This window comes from Lutibacter sp. (assembly GCF_013041805.1).
Classification (GTDB): domain Bacteria; phylum Bacteroidota; class Bacteroidia; order Flavobacteriales; family Flavobacteriaceae; genus Lutibacter.
Genome location: NZ_JABDRI010000074.1, coordinates 39,787 through 59,922 on the forward strand (window position 1 = coordinate 39,787; position 20,136 = coordinate 59,922).

Genomic DNA, 20,136 nt, shown 5'->3' on the forward strand with positions numbered 1-20,136 from the left:
AATGCTTTGGACTGCACTTGTTTTAGGATTAGCAGGAAGTTTTCACTGTATAGGTATGTGTGGACCTATTGCATTTGTATTACCAGTTGATAGGTCATCAAAAAGTAAAGTAATTTTTCAAACCTTTTTGTATAATTTTGGACGACTTATTAGTTACTCATTAATTGGTATATTATTTGGTTTCATTGGTAGAGGTCTGTATTTAGCAGGTTTTCAGCAAAGATTATCTGTTCTAATGGGCGTTATAATGATTGCTACAATAGTAATTCCAATATCGGTTTTTAATAAATATAACTTTTCAAAACCTCTTTATCAAATAATCGCTAAAGTTAAATCTAAACTTGGTTTTTATTTAAGTAAAAAATCAAATAAGGCATTATTTCTCATAGGATTTTTTAATGGATTCTTACCGTGTGGTTTAGTTTATATGGCTTTAATAGGATCAATTTCTACAGGAAATGCTATACAAGGCGCACTTTATATGGCAATATTTGGCCTAGGGACTATACCCATGATGGCTGCAGCTATTTTGTTAGGGAACTTTGTTAGTGTTTCTATTCGTTCAAAAATTCAAAAAGCTATACCAGTTTTTGTTGTTATTATCGGATTATTATTTATTTTGCGTGGATTAGGTTTAGGAATTCCTTATATTTCGCCTTCAGATGCGAAATTACAGCTTTCAAATAATCCTACGGAGTGTGTATCTATAGATAATAACGAATAATTTATGTCAAATTCACCCAAATTAACCATTGACGATTTTAAAAGAATATCATCAAATGATGAGCTTTTACAATTAATAAAAGAAAAGAATATTTCTATTGATAAAGTAAATAAAGATTTATTTTATGAAGAAGAATTACGTCGTTTACAGATTGAATTAGTAAAACTTCAACATTGGATATTAAAAACAAATAAGCGTGTTGTAATTATTTTTGAAGGCAGAGATGCAGCTGGAAAAGGAGGTAATATTAGACGTTTTACTGAGCATTTGAATCCAAGATCAATGAGAGTTGTTGCTTTAACAAAGCCAACCGAAGTTGAAAGAGGTCAATGGTATTTTAGACGTTATATTAAAGAATTACCGGATCCAGGGGAAATGGTATTTTTTGATAGAAGTTGGTATAATAGGGCAGTAGTTGAGCCTGTGATGGGTTTTTGTACAGATGAACAATACAATAAATTTATGGTTCAAGTTCCCGAATTTGAACATATGCTTTATGAAGATGGCACAACAATTATTAAATTGTGGTTTTCAATTTCAAAAGATGTTCAATTATCACGCTTTAATTCTAGATTAAGTACACCGTTAAAGCGTTGGAAATTTAGCCCAGTTGATAAAAAAGGACAGGAATTATGGGATACTTATACTCATTTTAGAGAACAAATGTTTAGTAAGACCCATACTAGTTATAGTCCTTGGATTACGGTTAAAGCAAATAATAAAAAGATTGCACGGCTAGAGAGTATTAGATATGTACTCTCTCAATTTGACTATGAAGGAAAAGACAATGCATCTACAACGTTGCTGCCTGATCCTAATGTAATTATGAGGTATTATAGATCATCTAAACAGTTAAATTAATCATGCATAAAGAATATATTTTAACACAAGAAGATGTAGATATCCTAAATACAAAGAAAGGATTAAAAGCCATATTATCTAAGGAACCATTTAATATAGAAAAGGCTGTTAGATATGCGAAATATGAAAAGAAATTAAAAAAATTGCAAGTTGAATTAATTCGATTACAGACTTGGGCAATTGCTGAAAATGAGCGAATTATTGTAATTTTCGAAGGTAGAGATGCTGCCGGAAAAGGTGGGGCGATTAGACGCGCTACAGAGAGAATGAACCCTAGGCATTTACGAATAGTAGCATTACCAAAGCCTACTGAAGATGAAAAAACGCAATGGTATTTTCAACGGTATGTGAAACAATTTCCTAAAGCAGGAGAAATCGTATTTTTTGACAGAAGTTGGTATAACAGAGCAGTTGTTGAACCCGTAAATGGATTTTGCACTGATGACGAGCACGAAACGTTTATGAATCAAGTTAATGATTTTGAGCGTATGATTACTGAGTCAGGAATACGTTTGGTTAAAATTTATATGTCGATTTCAAAACGTGAGCAAGCAAAAAGATTTGAAGATATTAAAAGTAACCCATTAAAGCAATGGAAAATGACAGCTGTTGATGAAAAGGCACAGGAGTTATGGGATGTATATACAAAGTATAAGAAGAAAATGTTTGAAAAAACAAAGCTAGGTGTTGTAGAATGGAAAATTATTAGAGCTAATAAGAAAACTTTTGCAAGAGTAGATGCAATAAAGCACGTTCTTAATAGTATACCTTACGATAAAAATAGAGAAGTATAGTTTATACACTTATTTTTATTTTTTTTTCAATTATACAATTATATTGTATTTGTTTTTATGTTCAAAACAACTCTAAATAAAAATCCTACATATCTCTTAATCAGTTGTTTAAATTATATTTCTAGATTTAATTAGATTAACTGTAACATTTATTTTTAAATTTTTAGGCTAAATACTTGTCATAAACCTAATAAAGGAAGTATTTTTGTAAATCAATAAATACCAACTCGTGTGTCAGACCAAGTTACAGAATTAGAAGAAAGAAAAGCAGGAAAAGATCTTTATAGTTATCAGAAGGAAGCAATTAACAAAATTTTTAAAAGATTTGAAGAGGCTAAAGATGACTATCATTTGTTGTACCAACTTCCTACAGGTGGAGGTAAAACTGTTATTTTCTCTGAAATTGTAAGGCAGTATTTAAAACACCACAATAAAAAAGTTTTAGTTTTAACACATCGAATAGAGTTATGTAAGCAAACTTCTAAAATGCTTACAGAATTTCATGTAACAAACAAAGTTATTAATAGTACTGCTAATTTAGATGATCAGGCTAATTATAGCTGTTTTGTAGCAATGGTAGAAACCTTAAATAATAGGCTAAACGATAATAAATTTGATATTTCAGATATTGGATTGGTTATTATTGACGAAGCACATTATAATTCATTTACAAAATTATTTGAATTTTTCGAAAAATCGTTCATTTTAGGCGTAACGGCTACACCTTTAAGCAGTAATATAAAGCTTCCAATGAAAGATAATTATAATGAATTAATTGTGGGAGAAACAATTGAATCATTAATCAAAAATAAGTTTTTAGCAAAGGCAGAAGTCTTTTCTTATAATGTTGGGTTAACATCATTAGAAGTAGGGGCAAACGGCGATTATACTGTAAAGTCTTCCGAAGATTTATATACAAATAATGATATGCTTAGCAAATTAATTCAAGCATATGAAACCCATTCAAAAGGTAAAAAAACATTAATTTTTAACAACGGAATTAATACCTCTATTCAAGTTTTTCAGGCTTTTAAATCGGCAGGATATCCTATTGCTCATTTAGATAACACTTATAGTAAAAAAGATAGAAAAACAGTGTTAAAATGGTTTAAAGAAACTCCACATGCAATTTTAACTTCTGTAAGTATTTTAACTACAGGTTTTGACGAGCCTACAGTAAATACAATTATTTTAAATAGAGCAACTAAATCACTTGGTCTGTATTATCAAATGATTGGTAGAGGCTCACGAATTTTAAAAGATAAAAAAACATTTTCTGTTATTGATTTAGGAAATAACATGTATCGTTTTGGAGAATGGGGTGCAGACTTAGACTGGCAAAAAATATTTAGAGCTCCAAATTACTATTTAGATAAAATTATTAGTGATGAAGAAATTGAAAGTAATTTCAAATATGAAATGCCTCCTGAACTTCGTGAAGAATTTGGAAACTCAAAAGAAGTATATTTTGATGTGAAAAGAATATATACAGCATCTATTAGTAATGGTGAATCTTCAAAAGTTGTTTTAGAAAAATCAATTAAACAGCATGCTAAGATATGTATTGAGAATAGCGAAGATGTATATGATGCTTACGAGTTATCTAAAAAATTATCGGATGATATTGATTATAGAGTGGAACGATATACAAAGTGTATTTGTAGAAGCACTCATAATTTTGTAACCTGGTTGAAGGAAGATTATAGAACTAAATTACGACTTTATTTAAAGGATAATTTTGATAGAGATTTTGAAATTATTCACGGTAGACCGCCGGAAGATTAATATTTAAATATTTTTAATTCAATTCATGAATTAATCATTGAATGGTAAAAATCCACAATTTTAAAACTTAAAATTGTGGATTTTTATAAATTATTTAAAATTTAATAATTTTATTGATCTCCAAAAGACATACCAATACCTCGAGCAGTTTTTACCAATGATGAATTTGGTTTTACAATATTATACTTACTAATTGCTTCTAAAAAAGGAACAGCAACAATACTTGGATGTTGATAAGCTACCATTTTACCATAGTTAGCATCAATAGCAAGCTCCATAGCTTTTACACCAAATTGAGTTGCTAAAATCCTGTCGAAAGCAGTAGGGACTCCTCCACGCTGCAAATGACCTAGTACTGTTTCTCTCATATCAGCATCACAACCAGCTGCTTTTAAATCTTTTAGTAATTTATTTGCAACACCACCTAATTTTAAGTTAGCATTTCCAACTTCATCACTTTGTTGAGAAAACACATCACCATCTTTAGGTTTTGCACCTTCAGCAATAACAATAATTACATGACCTTTTCCGTCTTTAAAACGCTTATTTATAGTTGAAAGAACATGATTGATTTCGTAAGGAATTTCAGGAATTAAACAAACTTCTGCACCACCTGCTAGAGCTGAACTTAAAGCAATCCAACCAGCATCTCTTCCCATCACTTCAAGAATAATTACACGGTTGTGTGAGGCTGCAGTAGTAACAAGTCTATCAACAGCTTCTGTAGCTATTTGCACAGCTGTTTGGTACCCAAACGTATAATCCGTAGCAGATAAGTCATTATCAATAGTTTTTGGAACACCTATAATATTCAATCCTTTTTCAAAAAGAACTTGCGAAATTCTTTGTGAACCATCTCCTCCAATACTTATTACGGCTTCTATTCCAAGATGTTTTAGTCTTCGTATCATTTCATCAGAACGATCAATAAACGACCATGTGCCATCATTTTCTTTCACAGGCCAAGCAAGAGGTCCTCCTTTTGTGGTCGTACCTAAAATTGTTCCACCCTGATAGTGAATACCTGAAACGGTTTTCTCATTTAATTCTATAATCTCAGTAGGTTCTCTTAAAACACCATCAAATGATTGTATACTTCCTACAACTTCCCAATCTTCAGTTTGTGCAGCGCGCTTAACAATTCCTCTAATAACTGCATTTAATCCAGGGCAATCTCCACCTCCTGTTAATACTAATACTTTTTTCTTCATTTTTAATTTTGTAACTATTATTAATCTCCAAAAGAAATACCAATTCCTTTTGCAGTATGAATTAAATTATGAGATAATTCAACTTTATTATATTGATCGATGACTTCTTTTAAATCTTTATGAGTTAATTCAAAATTTTGGTGAACCGCCATAGTTCCGAATTTTTTTTCTTTAACCAATTCAAAAGCTTTTACTCCAAGCTCTGTCGCTAAAATTCGATCAAATGCAATAGGTGAGCCCCCTCGTTGCAAATGTCCTAAAATTGTTTCTCTAATATCAGCTTGAAAGTTTGATTCTTTTAATTTTTCAGCAATTTTACGAGCAATACTTCCAGATATTTTTTCATTTTTTTCACCTTTAAAATAGGCGCCTTCAGCAACAACTATATTTGCAAATCCTCTACCATCAGCTGTATATCTCGACTTTAACTTTTGTAATACTTTTTCCATGTCAATCGGGATCTCAGGAATTAGACATACTTCTGCACCGCCAGCAATTGCAGCGTGTAGTGCAATCCAGCCCGCATCACGTCCCATTACTTCTAAAATTAAAACTCTATTATGCGAATTAGCTGTAGTAACTAATTTATCCACCGCTTCAGTCGCTACATGTGCGGCTGTTTGAAATCCAAATGAAAAATCTGTTATTGATAAGTCATTATTTATTGTTTTCGGAATTCCTATGATATTTACGCCTTTTTGAGATAATTTATGGGAAATTTTATGAGACTCATTACCTCCAATATGTATAACCGCATCAAAGTTAAAAACTTTAAGATTATAAATTAATTTGTCAGTAACATCTTCATTTTTTATAGTTCCATCTTTTTGTTTGACAGGATAATTAAAAGGGTTTCGCTTATTATTGGTGGTTAAAATTGTTCCACCTTGTATATGAATTCCTTCAACGCGTTTTTCAGTTAGAGGTACTAATTCCAGAGGTTCAGATAAAATACCATCAAATCCATTTACACTTCCTATAATTTCCCACTTGGTTTCTTGACTTGCACGTTTAACGATGGCCCTTATTACTGCATTCATTCCTGGACAGTCTCCACCACTATTAACAACTAAAATTCTTTGTTTCATATAATTTCCCATTTTAAGGGATTATTTTTTTGTTTGTCGTTTTCTGTACTATTAAAATACGAATTAAACGGTTGCGAAATTATACAAAACGATACAATTTAGCAATGATTAAAGTCATATTTAATTCAATTAAAATCTTTTTAGGGCTTTCCTAATAATCCACTTATATTTCTTAATATTGAAACTTATTACAATATATAATTTATATAAAATGAATAAGCCTCAAAATACAGTTCTTATTATTTTAGCTTTTTTTGCAATTTATGTTATTTGGGGGTCTACTTATTTAATGAATAAAGTGGCTGTTGGTGAATTACCGCCCTTTATGCTTGCATCTATTCGATTTATCTCTGCTGGAATTCTCATATTTATCATAGGTAAAATTATGGGGCTAAATCTTTTAATTTCAAAAAAACAATTAGCGAATACTGCTGTTGCAGGTTTTTTGTTTTTAACATTTGGAAATGGAGTAGTAGTTTGGGCTCTTAAATATGTTGATAGCGGTTTTGCAGCTTTAGAAATTTCAGCACAGCCCTTAGTGGTCCTATTATTAATGCGTTTTTTTGATGGAAAAAAAATAAAATTAATGTCAGTTATTGGTGTAATTTTGGGTATAATAGGAGTTTTTCTTTTGGTAAGTCAAAAAGAAATAATAAGTAAAGAAGGAACTTTGCTTGGAGTTATAATGATATTCGCCTGTATGTTTAGTTGGGGCTATGGAAGTTTATTTGTTTCTAAAGCTGATTTGCCATCAAATTACTTTATAAATACCGGTTATCAAATGCTTACAGGAGGTATTATGCTTTTTATAGTAAGCTTGTCTTTTGGAGAAGTTTGGTCTAGTCCAACAGTTTGGAGTGGTAAGGTGCAACTTTCAATGTTTTTACTGATTGTATTTGGTGGAATAGTGGCATTTACATCATTTAACTATTTACTAAAAACAGTTTCACCTGAAAAGGTAGCAACTTCTACTTATGTAAATCCAATTATTGCTCTTTTGCTTGGTTGGTATTTTTTAAAAGAACAAATTACAATTCAATCTGTTATTGCCGCCATAGTTTTGTTAACTGGTGTTTATTTTATAAATACAAAAAGAAAATTAGTTATTTACTCAAGATTTAGAAAATAATTAATTGGATAGAATATTGGTTAAAAAGTTAGAAGACAGATTAAAAAATCTGTCTTCTAATAAATTCGAAATACTATTTAGGTTTAATAGTAATACCTGTCTTAGGTTTAATTGTAATACCTGTTTTTGGTTTAATAGTTATACCTGTTTTTGGCTTGATAGTCTCTTTTTCTGGCTTTGACATTTTAAATATTTTTTAGTTAATATTTTACTATATTAGTGAAAATTTTTCAGTATTCCAATTTTTCAAGTTGTTATATTGCAGTAAATAAGTTATTTAATTGATTTAAATGAATATAAAGAATTTTTTAAAAGAGTGTAATGATAAGGAAGTTTTTAAAAAACTTTCAATTTATATTGTTTCTAGTTGGGTACTTATTCAAGTTTTAGCTGTTACGTGGGAACCTCTTGGTCTTTCAAAAAAATCAGTCACCTATTTACTAATTATATTATTAATTGGTTTTCCAATTAATATATTTTTAGTTTGGCGCTATCACTTAGTAGGTTTAGACTATAAAAATAAGAAATTAAATGAAGAAGGTAACTTAGTTAAAGTAGAACTTAAAAATAGTCCATTTCATAAAATGTACTTCTATATTTTGGGGATTATTAGTGTTTTATCATTTTTATCTGCTTTACTGATTATTCAAAATAATTTTTCTACACCAAAAATTTCAGATAAAGAAGAGTCAATAAATAATCTAAATGATAAAATAGCTGTACTTAGATTTGGGAATAATACAGGTGATGAAAAATATGATATTATCGGGAAAATGACTTCAGATTGGATAATACATGGCATCTCTGAAAATAATGTAGGTCAGGTTATATCTCCTGAAATTATAGATAATTATTTACTTCAAATAAATAATGCATCTGATTCTTCAGCTCCAATTGACAACAAGAGTGTAATTAATGAATATTTCAATGCAGGTAAGCTTATTTCTGGAAATTTTTATTTAGAAAACGAAAAATTATTGTTTCAAGGAACAATAACAAATAGCGCTGAGGATACGCAATTGATATCATTTAAATTAATAGAATGTGATTCTAAATCACCGTTAGAATGTATTGAAAAATTGAATCAACTTATTTTAGGATTTTTAATAACAGAAGAAAATAAAAAAGCGAATTTACAACCAGGCTCTCCTCCTAAATTTGAAGCTTACAAATATCTTTATGAAGCAAAGGCGACAATAGATGATCCTATAAAATATGTTGAATTGCTCGATAAATCTATTGAAGCCGATTCTAACTATTTTGAACCGAAGGTTGAAAGAGTAGCACATTATTTCAATACAGGAGATTTTAAAAAATCAGATTCTTTGTTAAAAACAATTAATCCAACATCGTTTGCAAACCTAAGACAACAAAATTTGCTAAATATGTATGAGGCATTATTGCGAGGTCAAAACGATAAAGTTTATTATTACTCAAAAAAGGAATATGATATTACTCCATTTGATTTGTCAACGAATTCAGGTAATATGACAATTGCATTGCAGTTTGTAAATAAACCTGAAGACGTGATTGCTATTTTTAATGAAATTTCAACTAAAGGAATGGAAATTGAAAATTGTGCTTTTTGTAAAGATAGAATTTATATAAAAGCATTATCAGAAATTGAATTAGGTAATTATGATGACGCTATTGATTTACTGACTGAAATTAATAAAACGGTGGATGAAAATCAATTAAAAAAACCATTGTTTTCAGCGCTCATTCGTTCTGGTGAAAATAAAGAAGTTGAAGACTTAATTTCAAAATTAGAATATAAAGAATTTTCTGAGATACAAGAGTTATACCTGTATATAGGGAATGAATATTTGTTACTAAAATCAATAGATCTGGCAGAAGTTTATTTTAATAAATTGATTCAATCGGCTAGTATTAAACAGAATGACGAAAATTTAGCATTAGCCTATTTTTATAATCAAAATTTTAAAAAAGCTAAAAATCACTTTGAAAGAGTATTAAAAAAAGATCCTTTAAATGCAGAGTTACTTTCTAAGCTTGCAAGTTCTCAATTCAAAAATAACCAACATCAAGAGTCTGAAGAAACGCTTAAAAAAATTAGATTACAACAATCTGATTATCAATTTGGAACTATTGATTATGCTTTAGCACAGTATTATGCAACTATTCGTGAAGACAATAAAGTATTTGAACATTTAACACAAGCAGTTGCTCATGGATATTTATTTACACCAAATTCATATATGAATGACCCAATATTTGTTGACTATTTTAATGATGACCGATTTAAAAATGTTTTGAACTTTTGGCATTAACTAATTTTTAAAAACTAACTAACTAAATCAAATTTATGGCTTTTCAAGATTCTACCGAAGAGGTTAAAGAAGTATGGACAACTTTAGAATTTATTAGTAGTATTATAGGGCATATTATTTGGCCTATAACCATGCTAATTATTTTTTGGATTTTCAGAAAACATTTTTCAAATATAATGAATAAGTTAAGTGGTATAGACGCCACTGCTACTGGAATTTCATTAAAATTTGATCAAGAAATTGATGAAGCAATTGGTGAAAATTTGACGGAACAAACACCTCGATTAATAGCGAAGCAAGCTATGAAAATTGGCGAGAAAAGACCATCTTTTAAAGAGGTAACACCATATCATCAAATGATGAACATAAGAGATGGTTTAAACCATAGAATTATTCTAAAAGCGCAAGAAAATGATATTTCATCTCAAAATAAAACTAATATAGATTTGAAAGACGAATTATTGAAAGCTGAAGCTATTTCATTTCAACAGGCAAAATTATTTCAAACCTTACTGCAATTAACAAACTCAAATTTTACTAATATCACACAATCACAAGTCAATAAGGTAAAATTGTTATACAGTAATTTAAAATTATAATTTCCATGAAAAAGTTAGAAAATGCGTATGCTTTAATAATAGGTGTAGAAGATCCAGAACTAAATACATATATAGATGCAAAAGCTATTTATGATATTTTGATTGATGAAAATCTTTCAGGCTACGATCCAAATAATATTATTTTAGTAACAGGAAAAGAATCTACAAAACAACATATATTAGATGCTTTTGATAAACTTCAAGAAATAACTAATGAGGACTCTTCTGTTTTTTTGTACTATACTGGTCATGGTGGATATGAATTTAATGAATACTTCATTCAGCCTTCTGATATGAGCAATGAAAGTGATGAAATATTTAAGGAAACTTGGATAAGTGCTAAGACTGTTAAGGATAAATTGGATGGGTTAAAATCTAAGCGATTAATATTTTTCTTAGATTGTTGTCATGCAGCTGGAATAACACAAGGCTTCAATTTGCATAACTCGAAAGAGGTTAAAAGTAAATCTTCATTAAGACCAAAGAGTTCTCAAATAAGAGATGGGCTGGGGCAAAAAATTGATAATGAGCGTGGAGTAACCATCGTTTCTTCGTGCTGGGAAGACCAAATCTCATTTCAACCAGAGGGTCAAAATAGTTTCTTTACAAAATGTATATTAGATGTTTTTCAAGGCAAACATAAATCTGAATTTAGGGATCCATTTATTCGAATTTATGAAGTTTTAGATTATATTCAATGGGAAGTTCCAAGATTAGCTGAAATGGTGGGTAAAAAACAGAACCCTTATGCTAATTTGCAAGCGTATGATAACTTTACCCTTAGTTATGTTCCGAAAAAAATTAGAGAAAAGCTTTCTGTGGAAAAATGGGAACAGCCAAATAAAGTTTCTAGTAAAGAATTAAAAGAAGTTGTTACCTCTTATAGACAAGATGAAAAGTCCAATAATTTGTTGCTTTTTATACATGGTTTTTCTGGTGAGGCTGCTGATACTTTTGGTATTATCCCTGAATTATTGATGAATGATAAAAGAATGGATGGTTGGGATATGAAGCCATTGGGTTTTTCACAACATGTAAATCCAGAATTTGGAAAAGACATATGGGGTGGAACGAAAGACATTGATAAAATCGCTAAATTTTTAGCAAAATCATTTAAGTATAAATTTGATAAATACGATAGACTTGCCATTGTAGCGCATAGCCTTGGTGGTTTAATAGCTCAAAAAGCCATTTTAAGCTTAGATGAAGATTTAAGAAATAAGATATCACATTTAATACTTATAGGTTCCCCTAATAATGGAATTAACCCAGATGTATTAGCAAATACTTTTGATAATAAATATTTACAATTAAGCAGTGATGGAGATTTTATTAAATCCTTGCGCAGTAATTGGGATACTGAATTTAAGAATGATTATCCTTTTGAATTAAAAGTTGCCGCAGCTACCAATGATGAGTATGTAGCTATTGATTCTTGTTTTGAACCTTTTGAGGATGACTATTGTGAAATGGTTGATGGTAATCACTTATCTATGGTTAAACCTAAAGATGAGTTTAATGATTGTTATCTATTGATAGTAAATACATTAACAGGGAATAATTTTTATAATGAATATACAAATAAAGAGGAAATTAATTTAGCATTAGGTAAATATAATACCGTTGTTAAAAAGTTATTACCCGTTGTAAATTCAATTGATGCGAATGGATTAAAACGGCTTGTTTTTGCATTAGAAGGGCTCGATAGAAAAGAGGAAGCTTTAGAAATTTTAATAAGTCATCCGCTAGCTAAGAATAATTCAGACCTTTATGGTTTAATTGCTGGAAGATATAAGCGATTATATTTGAATACATATTCAAGTGAAGATGGAGATAAATCATTTGAGTATTACACGAAAGGGTATGAGCTTGCCATTCAAGCAAATAATTTAGATCAAATTTATTATCACGCAATCAATCTTGCTTTTTTAAGTCTTGTGAAGTATCATAATGAAAATGATATGCTCAAATATGCAAATAAAGCCATTGAAGCCGCAGAAGCTAGTAGTAAAAATGTTTGGCAGTTTGCAACTTTAGCCGAAGCATATTTATACGCCAGAAAATTTGATAAGTCAAAAGAATATTATTTGAAGGCTACTAAAATGTCAGGAATAAGAGAAAAATTATCAATGCATACTAATGCATATAAGGCTTATACAGTTTTAATGAGTACCGATAATCCTGAAGATGATTTTATAAAGTTTTTGTATGAACATTTCTTAATGTAAATAGCTGATTATAAAATGATTTAATCATGATGTAATAAATTTTACTATATTAGTAAACAAATACTACTACTAACTAAATTTTTTTATTATGTCTTCGAATACTATTTTTATTAGTTATTCTCGAAAGGATGCTGATTTTGTAGCAAAATTCACTCAAAGCTTAAGAGAAGCTGGCGCAACTTTGTGGCTAGATAAACAAATAAGGCCTGGTGGTCATTGGGATGCTTCAATTGAGTTAGCCTTAGAAACTTGCCAAGATGTGATTTTGATCATGTCAAAAAACTCTGTAGAATCTGGAAATGTAATGGATGAAATTTCTTATGCATTGGAAGAAAGAAAGCGTGTTATTCCTATAAAAATTGAAGAGTGCGATGTTCCATTCAGATTAAGAAGAATTCAGCATATTGATTATTATTTGAATGAAGAAAACAGCATGAAGCTTTTGCTATCAACTTTAGATGTTAAACCACTTAAACCTGTTGATTCTCAAAATATTATTACTCCCAAATCTGGTATTGAGATAAAAAAGGAACCTGAAAAAGCTTTTAACGAAAAAAAAGAACAAGTTAAAACTGTAGATAAAAAGAACATTGAAGAAAAAAAAGAGTCTTTTCCTAAAGATACTGCTTCTAAAAAAAAGAGTAATTTACTATTGTATGGTATCGGAGTTGCAGTGATTGCGGCAGGTGCATTTTTTATGACCCAAATGGGCGGTGAAATTGATAACAAAGATAAAGAAGACGTTATTCCCATTGAGCCTATAGCAGTTATAACTGATGCTGAGGATTATGCTAAAATAGGTGAAAGTATAGAAATAATAGATTATGAAACTCATTTAGCGAACTTTCCTAATTGTGAGCACAGCAATGAGATAAATTTAATTTTAAATGAGCTAAGAGCTGTTGCAGAAGAGGAAAATGAGTACAATGTTGCCGTTTCACAAAATACTTCAACGGCTATCTTAAATTATTTAATGAAATATAAAAAGAACGCTATCTTTTATGAAAATGCGTTAACGGAGTTAGATAGGTATTTTACGAAAACTGGGTTTGTTCAGTTTTCTGCATCAAATGGAGAATTATATTTCACAATTTTTGAAGATGAGACTGGATTTACACCAGAAGTAAATGATTTAATTTTTGCAAGAACGCAACGATTCATTCACAAAGGACCTTATGGTTCTCCAGGATTTGGAAATAAAATTCATAGTACATCCAAAGACGAAGTCTTTAAAGTAATAGATGTTCAAATGAGCGGAACGGCCTATTGGATACAAGTCTCTTTTTAAAGAAATCAATGATATAAAAAGCGGAATAGTAAATATTTACTATTCCGCTTTTTATATTAAAGTATAAACTAAAACAATATTTTAATCCATTTTTAGTGCGCCAATACCGGCTTCCCAAAGTTTTTTATTATAGCCTGGTATTGATGAATTTATCAAAGTAGTTGCTTCCTCTTTTAACTGAATCCATTGTGCATCTAATTCAGCTTTTCTATCTATTGATGATTTATTAACCCTTGGAATAGCACTCTCAGTTTGGTTAATAAGGTATAAATATTCAGCAGTAAACTTATTAGGGAAATTTTCAACATCATCGTAAGCTTTAGACTTTCGTTGAACCATTGCTTCGTCCCAGGTAACTAATTTCTTTAATAAGTTATTTCCATTAGCTAGTAATTCACTACCATTCGTTTCATTCAATTTTAAATTTGTTACAATTTTTTTAACTTCTTCTTGAATAATTTTTAGTTTATTCACAGTTAAATGCATTTCAGTTAAAGAGTTTTCCATTTCTGTCATAAATGTATCATAAACGTAGTATTGATTCATTGGAACACCATAATTAGGATTTTCTACTATTTGAACTTTTGAGTTTAAAACTACATCTTCTATTTTTAAATCAATTGTATAAGATCCGGGTGTAACTTTATGTCCTCTGTAACTCGCTTCTAAATATACTTCAGGAATTCCGGGCATCATTGGGTAACGCATATCCCAAACAAATCTATTTAAGCCTTCATTTTTTGAAAGCGTTGGAGCAGGAGAAGGTCCGCCAGCATACCTTTTAAAAGTATTATTTTTTATGGAACTTATAGTTCTAATTAATTCGCCTTTTTCATTTTTTATATCTAATGAAATTTCAACTGAATCAGATAGTTTTTCAAGGTTATAATAAATTACAACACCATTTGCAGGATTCACACCTTCAAAAAGGTCTGTTCCATCAAATTTTGAATTAGTTGAATTAAGAGGGCTTCTCCAAGATCCATAGTAGGTGTCTTCAGGCTTGTAAAGTTTATTTGTAGTATCCTTTTGATATTGAGATAAAAGTCCTAAGTCGTCTAAAATCCAAAATGATCTACCTGAAGTAGCAACTAATAAATCTCCTTTATGCACCATTAAATCGGTAATTGGTGTAACTGGTAAATTTAATTGAAATGGCTCCCAAAATTTTCCTCCATTCCAAGAAATATAAATTCCTGTTTCAGTACCTGCAAAAAGTAAATCTTTTCTATCTGAATCTTCTCGAACAACTCTTGTAAAAGAACCATATGGAATTCCAGCACTTATATTTACCCAAGATTTACCATAATTTTCAGTTTTGTAAATAGCAGGCGTATAGTCATTAAATTTGTAACGAGTAGTTGCAATATAAGCTGTGCCTGGATTATGAGGAGATACTTCAATAGAATTAATTAAACATTCTTGAAGTCCTTTTGGTGTAACATTTACCCAATTTTTACCATCATCTTTAGAGATATATACAAATCCATCATCACTCCCTGTCCAAATAATTCCTTTTTCAAAAGGTGACTCTAAAATATAGCTTAGCGTTCCATAGTTTTCTGCACCAACAGCTTCATTGGTATAAGGCCCACCACCATTTCCTTGTTTTTCATCTATATTTCTTGTTAAATCTGGTGAAATTTCTTCCCAAGTTTCACCCATATCAGTTGTTTTTAAAACTAATTGAGCACCGTGATAAAAGGTATTAGGGTTATGTTTAGATCTAATTATTGGCGCATTCCAATTGTAGAGATATTTCATATTTCTAGCTTCTCTTCCTAAATATTGAATAGGAGCGGCCATAATATTAGTACTCGCCTTTGATTTCATATCTAGTACTTCTATTGTGCCCAAATAACTACCACCCATAACATATCTAGGATTGTCAGGATCAAAAGCTAAAAAAGCGCTTTCACCACCTGCACAATCTGTCCAATCTTGAGTAGAAATGCTACTTCTACCTTCTGATAGACTCGCTATTTTTACAGAATAATTATCTTGCTGCCCGCCATATAAGTTATAAGGAAATAAATTATCTGCATTTACACGATAAAATTGTGCAGTAGGCATATTTGATTGCCCAGACCAACTTTCACCATTGTTAAAAGAAATAAAAGCACCACCATCATCTGCAATAACCATATTGTTAGCATTTTTTGGATGTATCCATAAATCATGGAAATCACCGTGAGTACCACTTAGTAACTCCCAATTTTTACCGCCATCAATTGATCTTAATGCTGATGCACTTAAAACATACACTACATTTTCATTTGTTGGATCAACAAATACCTCTGTATAATACCACGCTCTTTGCGTTAAACGATTGTCATCACTCACTCTAGTCCAATTCATTCCGCTATTTGTAGAAACAAATAATCCTCCTAAATCTTTATTGCTATCACTTTCAATAAGTGCATAAACGGTATTTGAATTTGAACGACTTACGGCAATAGCCATTTTACCTTTCTCTTTTGGTAAACCCTCGTGAATTTTAAACCAACTTTCACCACTATCAACAGATTTATAAAGTCCGCTACCTTCACCACCGCTAATAATTTTCCAAGGTTTACGTTGGTGTTCCCACATTGCTGCATACATGATTTCAGGGTAATTCATATCCATTGATAGTTCTACACCACCGGTTAGTTCATTTACAAATAGCACATTTTTCCAAGTTGCTCCTCCGTCAATAGATTTATAAATTCCACGCTCTTTTGTTGGACCATATAAAGCTCCTTGCGCCGAAACAAAAACAATATTTGGATTGGTAGGATGAATTACTATTCTTGAAATATGTTGTGTTTTATCTAATCCAATTTTTTTCCAAGTTTTTCCTGCATCTGTAGATTTATATACACCATCTCCATATGATGTCATGACACCTCTTACCGCATGTTCACCCATTCCACAATACACAATGTTTGGACTGGACTCAGAAACTGCTACAGCACCAACAGAACCCGTTTTAAAAAACCCATCAGAAATATTATTCCAACTTACACCAGCATCTTCAGTTTTCCAAAGTCCACCACCTGTTGTACCCATATAGTAGGTGAGCGGGTCATTTATAACGCCACTAGCTGTAACAGATCTACCGCCTCTAAAAGGTCCTATATTCCGATATTTTAAAGGGTTGAAAAACTTGTTAGCTTCTTGTGCAAAACTTGAAAGTACTACAAAAGCAACTATAAAAGATGATACTAATTTTTTCATTTTATGTATATAAGAATTAATTGTTTCAAATATACATTAAAATTGAAAATAGAGATAAACAAATATAAATATGGCTAATTGATACAGATTATTTATATAATGACAGTATAGTTAATTTTTAAAATTAACTATCAGAAACATGTTTAATAGTATTATTAAGTTCTTAGTACAAATTATTTATGACTCTTGATAAATTAGATTTACTAATAAATATATTAAATTCAGCATCAATTCTTTTTAGTTCAGTTTCAATAAGTTTTACTTCACGATAGTTAATTAGAAATAGAGAACCCTCACCTAAGCTAAATTTACGTTCTTCACTAGTAACCAATTGTTTGTAATTAATTACTAAATTTTTAAGTATTTGATATTGTTTTCTGTATGAATCAATCTCTTGTACTGTTGCATTTACTTTATTTTTTAAACTGACCTCTGTGGCAGAAATATCAAAGGCAATATCCTTTAACTTTAATTTTGCCAGTGCGAGGTCACCTCTTTCTTTTCTTAAAAATAAAGGCAAACTAATATTTAATCCACTTTTATAATTTGCGGTATTAAAGGTGTTTATATTTTCGTAATCAGTGGATAAAAAATTATACTCTACATCAATTTTAGGTAATAGGTTGTTTAATTTTAATCGTTTTTCAATTAGTAAACTTTCTTGTTTAAATTGAAGCTCTTTTATTTTAGGATGATTTTGTATGAAATCATCATTTTCAATGTTTAAAACAGAACTATTTAAAACAAGGTCAATAGTATTAATTGTATTGGCATCTGGGACAATATCTTGTTCTAATTCCAAAGGTAAATTATCTTCTAGCCATAAATAGTTAGAAAGCTCTAATTTTGATTTAATATACTTTATAGATGCTTTTTCAAGATCTAATTTTCTGTTTTTTAGGTTAATGCTTGCTTCAAGTGTATCCACCGCAGGTTTGTCTCCAGCTAAGTAACTTTTTCTAACAATATTGAGTCTATTTTCAGCATTCACTAGATATCCTTCAAAAACTAACTTTTCTTGATACCCTTTTAACCAATTAAAATAACCTGAAATTGCTTCAAACAAAATTTCATTGATTATTAACTTTTGTTTGGCTTCAGCTTGGTTTGTGTATAAATTAGCTTGTTTTAAGGTAGCCATCCTTTTATTAATTAATAAACCCTTTGCTAATGATACTGAAATACCCGCGGTATATAGCCCATCTTCAGGCGTATTAAATTCAGGATTTAAGTACGTTCCTTCATTATTTTCATAGTTAGCTTTTAGTTCTATACCGTACCACGTAGGAATTTTAAATGTCGCATTTAATTTATCATAATAGGTTGAGTTTTTAAATTTTTTATTCGCAAAATCGACTTCTAACTTAGGGTCAAATGCTCCACGAGATTTAAGCAATTTAGCTTCACCTTCACTTGTAATTAGTTGTGCTTGCTTTACAATTGGATGGAACTTTTTTACATAGCCCAAATATTCTTCTAGGCCAAGAGAATTTGAATTGTCTTGACTAAAACCTAGAAAAGATATTAATAAAAATATGATGTTGCTGTATACTCTCATTATTTTTTTTCTTTAGCTTTTTTATCTCCAATTGTATCCATAGGCTGATAGAAGTTAGGAGGGAAGCTGTTAATTTGACGCCACAATTCAAACCAAATAGGAACATTTTCTAGCAAAGCAATAGTTTTCGCACCTGATCCTACTCGAATTGCGATAGGCCATTCAACATCATCTTTATTGGGAGCTAATAAGACACGATATTTACCATTATTGCTTATAAAATTTTCAATAGCTATAACTTTAGCTCCATAAGTTCCATAAGATACATTTGGCCAACCGCTAAACACAATTGCTGGCCAACCATCAAATTGAACCCTCACATTTTCACCAATATGAATTAATGGTAAATCTATGGGGCGTACGTACATTTCAACTGCTAATTCATAATTTGCAGGCATAATACTAACTAATTGTTCACCTTCTTTAAAAACTTCTCCAATACCAGATTTTATAGCTTTATTAATATAACCATCTTGAGGGGCAGTTACATACATTAGGCTGCTTCGTTTTTTGTAATTCGCCAAATTTGTCTCTAATTTTGAAACTTCAGCTTCCGTATCAAAACCACTTGATTGAGCTGTATATAGGTCGCTTTGTGCCTTTGCAATTTTATCGCCATAGGTGGCACTAATTGTAGTAATAATCAATTGACTATTTAAAACTTCATTTTTAGTACTCAAATATTTATTCTCTTGAGAAATGAACTTAGCATCAGCTTCTTGTAATTTAGAACGTTTTTCTTCAACATCTTTTACAGCTTTTAAGCCTTCAACTTGAAGAGCTAATGTTCTGTCAAACTGTATTTTAGCAATTTCAGCATTTAATTTAGTAGCTTTTAAATCCATACTATCGCTTTCAACTTTCAACTTGGCTTGCATTAGTTTATTTTCAGCTTGCTGAAGTTTTAAACTTCTCTCTTGTTTTAACGCTGCAATTTGATTTGTAAGCGCTGTAACCTTATTTTGATAAGCTATTACAGAAGATGATTTCACACTTAGTTGATCTCCAGTTCGTTCAGCCAATCTTTCATCAAAATAATCACTCTTTACCTCAGAAATTCGAAGGATAGTATCTCCTTTTTTAACAAAATCACCTTCTTGAACCAGCCATTGTTCAATTCTTCCTGGAATCTGTGATTGCAATGTTTGCGGTCTGTGATTTGGTTTTAGCGTGGTTACATTTCCATCGCTAGTTATGTTTTGAGTCCATGGTAAAAAAAGTATCACAAATAAGCTTAAAGAAAAAAACACTAGTACTTTTCTAAAATTTTTATGATATTCTTTATTGAAAATTTCTTTTCCCGATTTAAATTTTGTTAAATCAATAAATTCAGAAACTCTATTATTCGAAATATTTAACAT

14 protein-coding genes are annotated in these 20,136 nt (G+C 30.4%); 9 read left to right on the forward strand and 5 right to left on the reverse strand.

Annotation, left to right across the window (positions count from 1 at the left end; all coding sequences use genetic code 11):
• Nucleotide 1: 1 nt before the first annotated feature.
• The 4 genes from HKP59_RS09330 to HKP59_RS09345 all read left to right on the forward strand — a co-directional run bounded on the left by HKP59_RS09330 (nucleotide 2) and on the right by HKP59_RS09345 (nucleotide 4,164).
• Complete coding sequence (locus HKP59_RS09330; RefSeq protein WP_291806063.1) at nucleotides 2–724, forward strand: sulfite exporter TauE/SafE family protein; 723 nt, start codon at nucleotides 2–4, stop codon at nucleotides 722–724.
• A gap of 3 nt (nucleotides 725–727) precedes the next feature.
• Entirely contained in the window at nucleotides 728–1,585 is an 858-nt protein-coding gene (gene ppk2 / locus HKP59_RS09335) for a polyphosphate kinase 2 (protein WP_291806064.1), read from the forward strand.
• A gap of 2 nt (nucleotides 1,586–1,587) precedes the next feature.
• Nucleotides 1,588–2,379 carry a polyphosphate kinase 2 gene (gene ppk2, locus HKP59_RS09340; protein ID WP_291806065.1) on the forward strand — a complete coding sequence of 264 codons (792 nt, stop codon included), beginning with the start codon at nucleotides 1,588–1,590 and terminating at the stop codon, nucleotides 2,377–2,379.
• Nucleotides 2,380–2,610: 231 nt separating this feature from the next.
• The gene (locus HKP59_RS09345; protein WP_291806066.1) at nucleotides 2,611–4,164 is read left to right on the forward strand and encodes a DEAD/DEAH box helicase; all 1,554 of its coding nucleotides are present in this window, start codon (nucleotides 2,611–2,613) and stop codon (nucleotides 4,162–4,164) included.
• A 110-nt stretch (nucleotides 4,165–4,274) separates the two neighbouring features.
• Here HKP59_RS09345 and HKP59_RS09350 read toward each other — a convergent pair whose 3' ends face one another.
• Together HKP59_RS09350 and HKP59_RS09355 are read right to left on the reverse strand one after the other, a co-directional pair.
• Nucleotides 4,275–5,375: an ATP-dependent 6-phosphofructokinase gene (locus tag HKP59_RS09350; protein ID WP_291806068.1), complete on the reverse strand. Its 1,101-nt coding sequence runs from the start codon at nucleotides 5,373–5,375 to the stop codon at nucleotides 4,275–4,277.
• A gap of 20 nt (nucleotides 5,376–5,395) precedes the next feature.
• Nucleotides 5,396–6,463: a 6-phosphofructokinase gene (locus HKP59_RS09355; protein WP_291806069.1), complete on the reverse strand. Its 1,068-nt coding sequence runs from the start codon at nucleotides 6,461–6,463 to the stop codon at nucleotides 5,396–5,398.
• A gap of 211 nt (nucleotides 6,464–6,674) precedes the next feature.
• Here HKP59_RS09355 and HKP59_RS09360 point away from each other — a divergent pair, with 211 nt between their 5' ends.
• From HKP59_RS09360 to HKP59_RS09380, 5 genes are all read left to right on the forward strand, one after another.
• Nucleotides 6,675–7,592: an EamA family transporter gene (locus tag HKP59_RS09360; protein WP_291806071.1), complete on the forward strand. Its 918-nt coding sequence runs from the start codon at nucleotides 6,675–6,677 to the stop codon at nucleotides 7,590–7,592.
• Between the two features lie 290 nt (nucleotides 7,593–7,882).
• Nucleotides 7,883–9,883, forward strand: a complete 2,001-nt coding sequence (locus HKP59_RS09365) for a tetratricopeptide repeat protein (protein ID WP_291806073.1) — start codon at nucleotides 7,883–7,885, stop codon at nucleotides 9,881–9,883.
• Nucleotides 9,884–9,918: 35 nt separating this feature from the next.
• Nucleotides 9,919–10,482 (forward strand): hypothetical protein, encoded by a 564-nt coding sequence (locus HKP59_RS09370; RefSeq protein WP_291806075.1) that lies wholly within the window; start codon nucleotides 9,919–9,921, stop codon nucleotides 10,480–10,482.
• A 5-nt stretch (nucleotides 10,483–10,487) separates the two neighbouring features.
• Nucleotides 10,488–12,710 (forward strand): caspase family protein, encoded by a 2,223-nt coding sequence (locus tag HKP59_RS09375; protein ID WP_291806077.1) that lies wholly within the window; start codon nucleotides 10,488–10,490, stop codon nucleotides 12,708–12,710.
• An 88-nt stretch (nucleotides 12,711–12,798) separates the two neighbouring features.
• A complete protein-coding gene (locus HKP59_RS09380) occupies nucleotides 12,799–13,998 on the forward strand; it encodes a toll/interleukin-1 receptor domain-containing protein (protein WP_291806080.1) in 1,200 nt (399 codons plus the stop codon).
• Nucleotides 13,999–14,079: 81 nt separating this feature from the next.
• Here HKP59_RS09380 and HKP59_RS09385 read toward each other — a convergent pair whose 3' ends face one another.
• The 3 genes from HKP59_RS09385 to HKP59_RS09395 form a co-directional block, all read right to left on the reverse strand.
• Nucleotides 14,080–17,217, reverse strand: a complete 3,138-nt coding sequence (locus HKP59_RS09385) for a glycosyl hydrolase (RefSeq protein ID WP_291806082.1) — start codon at nucleotides 17,215–17,217, stop codon at nucleotides 14,080–14,082.
• Between the two features lie 163 nt (nucleotides 17,218–17,380).
• Nucleotides 17,381–18,775 (reverse strand): TolC family protein, encoded by a 1,395-nt coding sequence (locus HKP59_RS09390; RefSeq protein WP_291806086.1) that lies wholly within the window; start codon nucleotides 18,773–18,775, stop codon nucleotides 17,381–17,383.
• Entirely contained in the window at nucleotides 18,775–20,136 is a 1,362-nt protein-coding gene (locus HKP59_RS09395) for a biotin/lipoyl-binding protein (RefSeq protein WP_291806089.1), read from the reverse strand. Before HKP59_RS09395 ends, HKP59_RS09390 begins: the two co-directional genes overlap by 1 nt.

Excerpts from the sequence above, each read along its gene's own strand:
- HKP59_RS09390 (WP_291806086.1), bottom strand. The coding sequence starts at position 18,775 with ATGAGAGTATACAGCAACATCATATTTTTATTAATATCTTTTCTAGGT.
- HKP59_RS09370 (WP_291806075.1), top strand. The coding sequence starts at position 9,919 with ATGGCTTTTCAAGATTCTACCGAAGAGGTTAAAGAAGTATGGACAACT.
- HKP59_RS09375 (WP_291806077.1), top strand. The coding sequence starts at position 10,488 with ATGAAAAAGTTAGAAAATGCGTATGCTTTAATAATAGGTGTAGAAGAT.
- HKP59_RS09360 (WP_291806071.1), top strand. The coding sequence starts at position 6,675 with ATGAATAAGCCTCAAAATACAGTTCTTATTATTTTAGCTTTTTTTGCA.
- HKP59_RS09355 (WP_291806069.1), bottom strand. The coding sequence starts at position 6,463 with ATGAAACAAAGAATTTTAGTTGTTAATAGTGGTGGAGACTGTCCAGGA.
- HKP59_RS09350 (WP_291806068.1), bottom strand. The coding sequence starts at position 5,375 with ATGAAGAAAAAAGTATTAGTATTAACAGGAGGTGGAGATTGCCCTGGA.
- HKP59_RS09385 (WP_291806082.1), bottom strand. The coding sequence starts at position 17,217 with ATGAAAAAATTAGTATCATCTTTTATAGTTGCTTTTGTAGTACTTTCA.
- ppk2 (WP_291806064.1), top strand. The coding sequence starts at position 728 with ATGTCAAATTCACCCAAATTAACCATTGACGATTTTAAAAGAATATCA.
- HKP59_RS09330 (WP_291806063.1), top strand. The coding sequence starts at position 2 with ATGCTTTGGACTGCACTTGTTTTAGGATTAGCAGGAAGTTTTCACTGT.
- ppk2 (WP_291806065.1), top strand. The coding sequence starts at position 1,588 with ATGCATAAAGAATATATTTTAACACAAGAAGATGTAGATATCCTAAAT.
- HKP59_RS09395 (WP_291806089.1), bottom strand. The coding sequence starts at position 20,136 with ATGTTAAATATTTCGAATAATAGAGTTTCTGAATTTATTGATTTAACA.
- HKP59_RS09380 (WP_291806080.1), top strand. The coding sequence starts at position 12,799 with ATGTCTTCGAATACTATTTTTATTAGTTATTCTCGAAAGGATGCTGAT.
- HKP59_RS09365 (WP_291806073.1), top strand. The coding sequence starts at position 7,883 with ATGAATATAAAGAATTTTTTAAAAGAGTGTAATGATAAGGAAGTTTTT.